General features: G+C 67.8%; 1 protein-coding gene. It reads right to left on the reverse strand.

What is annotated here, in order from left to right; genetic code table 11:
* Positions 1-100: 100 nt before the first annotated feature.
* Complete coding sequence (gene polA, locus ACWFRF_RS34830) at positions 101-2,833, reverse strand: DNA polymerase I (protein ID WP_452454364.1); 2,733 nt, start codon at positions 2,831-2,833, stop codon at positions 101-103.
* Between the last annotated feature and the right edge of the window lie 167 nt (positions 2,834-3,000).

Consider the following 3,000-nt stretch of genomic DNA (forward strand, 5'->3'; position numbering starts at 1 on the left):
CGGTGTGCGGCGTCCGTGTTCCTCCTCACCCACCCCCCCGACCCCCCCCGCGGGCCCCCACCCCGCCGCGGCTCCCGCCCCTCGTGCTGTGCGGACCAGCTCAGTGCGCGGCCGAATCCCAGCTCCGGCCGGTGCCGACGGAGACGGTGAGCGGGACCGAGAGGTCGATCGCGGCCGACATCTGTTCGCGCGCAAGGGCTTCGAGGGCATCGCGCTCGCCGTCGGCGACCTCGAAGACCAGTTCGTCGTGGATCTGCAGCAGCATCCGCGAGCGCAGGCCCGCTTCGCGGATCGCGTTCTGCACGTTGATCATCGCGACCTTGATGATGTCGGCGGCGGTGCCCTGGATCGGCGCGTTCAGTGCCATCCGCTCGGCGGATTCACGGCGCTGACGGTTGCTGGAATCCAGGTCGGGCAGGTAACGCCTGCGGCCGAACAGGGTTTGGGTGTAGCCGACCTTGCGGGCCTGGTCGACGACGTCGGACAGGTAGTCGCGGATGCCGCCGAAACGGTCGAAGTACACGTCCATCTGCTCTTTGGCCTCGGTGGTGCTGATCTTGAGCTGGGCGCTCAAGCCGTAGGAGCTCAGACCGTAGGCGAGACCGTAGGACATGGCCTTGATCCGGCGGCGCAGCTCGGAGCTCACCTCCGCGATCGGGATGTCGAAGGCCTTCGATGCGACGAAGGTGTGCAGGTCCTCGCCGGAATTGAAGGCCTCGATCAGGCCCGCGTCCCCGGACAGGTGCGCCATGATGCGCATCTCGATCTGGCTGTAGTCGGCGGTCATGAGTTCGGCGAAGCCGGGGCCGACCACGAAGGTGTCGCGGATCTGGCGGCCGGTGTCGGTGCGGATCGGGATGTTCTGCAGATTCGGCTCGGTCGAGGAGAGCCGACCGGTGGCGGCGATGGTCTGGTTGAACGTGGTGTGCACGCGGCCGTCGTCGGAGACCGACTTGAGCAGGCCGTCGACGGTCACCTTGAGCCGGGTCGCGTCGCGGTGGGCCAGCAGGTGCTCCAGGAACGCGTGACCGGTCTTCTCGAACAGCGATTCCAGCGCGTCGGCGTCGGTGGTGTAGCCGGTCTTGGTGCGCTTGGTCTTCGGCATGTCGAGCTCGTCGAACAGCACCACCTGCAACTGCTTGGGCGAGCCGAGATTGATCTGCTTGCCGATCACCTCGTACGCGGAGTTCGCGGCCTCGGTGACACGATCGGCGAACTGCTGCTGGAGGTTCTCGAGCTGGGCGACGTCGACCGCGATGCCCGCTTCCTCCAGTTGACCGAGCACGCCGAGCAGCGGCAGCTCCATCTCCGTGAGCAGTGGGGTCGATTCGATGGCTTCGAGTTCGGTATCCAGGGCGACGGCCAGGTCGGCGACCGCGCGGGCACGCAACATCTCCTCGCGGGCGATATCGGCGGCGACAGTGTCCTCGTCGTCGAGCAGGGACAGCTGGCCCGTGTCGCCGGTCTCGACACGCAGTTCGCGCTTGAGATAGCGCAGTGACAGATCGTCGAGGTTGAAGCTGCGCTGACCGGGGCGGACCAGGTAGGCCGACAGGGCGGTGTCGGTGGCGAGACCGCCCAGGGTGAAGCCACGCCCGCGCAGTGCGTGCCCGGCGGACTTGGCCTCGTGCAGCGCCTTGGGCACCTCGGGATCGGCCAGCCAGGTGGCCAGCGCCGTCTCGTCTTCGGGGGTGAGGACGGTCAGGTCGATGTAGCCGCCCTCACCGTCGGCGGCGGCGATCGCCAGTGCCCGCGCGTCACCGTGCACCGGCGTCCCGGTCCCGACGATCGAGAGGCCATGGCGCACACCGGCTTTCGCGTGCTCGGCCAGCCAGTCGGCGACCGCGCCCTGATCGAGGGCACCACCGCTGATCTCGAAACCCGACTCGGCTTCCGGCTCCGGGGAACCGAGGGTGTCGAACAGCCGGTCACGCAGCACCCGGAACTCGAGGTCGTCGAAGAGCTGGTGGATCTTGTCGCGGTCCCACGGCGCCTTGATCAGCTGGTCGGGGGTGTAGGGCAGCGGCACCTCGCGCACCATCTCGGTGAGCTGGCGGTTGAGCACCACACTCGACAGGTTCGCCCGCAGGGAGTCGCCGACCTTGCCCTTCACCTGATCGACGCGGTCGACCAGGGTGGCGAGGTCGCCGTATTCGCGGATCCACTTGGCGGCGGTCTTCTCCCCCACGCCGGGAATGCCGGGCAGATTGTCGCTCGGGTCGCCGCGCAGAGCCGCGTAGTCGGGATACTGCGCGGGCGTGAGCCCGTATTTGGTCTCCACCTCGGCCGGGGTGAAGCGGGTGAGATCCGAGACGCCCTTCTTCGGGTAGAGCACGGTGACGTCGTCGTTGACCAGCTGGATCGCGTCGCGGTCGCCGGTGACGATGAGGACCCGGTAGCCCTGTGCCATCGCCTGGGTGGTGAGAGTGGCGATCACATCGTCGGCCTCGTAGCCGTCGATGGCCATCACCGGGATGCCCATCGCGCCGAGCACGTCCTTGGTGAGTTCGACCTGCCCACGGAACTCGTCGGGGGTGGCACTGCGATTGGCCTTGTACTCCGGGTACGCCTCGGTGCGGAACGTCTTACGCGACACGTCGAACGCCGCGGCCACGTGGCTCGGTTTCTCGTCGCGCAGCAGATTGATCAGCATCGAGGTGAATCCGTACACCGCGTTGGTGGTCTGACCCGTGACAGTCTTGAAGTTCTCCGCCGGTAGCGCGAAGAACGCGCGATAGGCGATCGAATGCCCGTCGAGGAGCAGCAGCGTAGGCCGCTCACCCTCCGGGGCAGTGGTCGTTGTCGATGCCTGCGCAGTCGTCGGTGAACTCACCCGAGTGAGTCTAGGGACACCCTCCGACAGACACGAACACCGCCATCACCGCACTCCCAGCCCAGAACCCCGACCCCTAGGGAGGGGCGGCCACGCAGTGGCCGGTCGCGGCCGGGTCGCCGGTTAGCCGCCGGGGCGTAGGCGACGAAGGAGCAAGCCCCGGTGGC

It is taken from the genome of Nocardia sp. NPDC055165 (assembly GCF_053606985.1).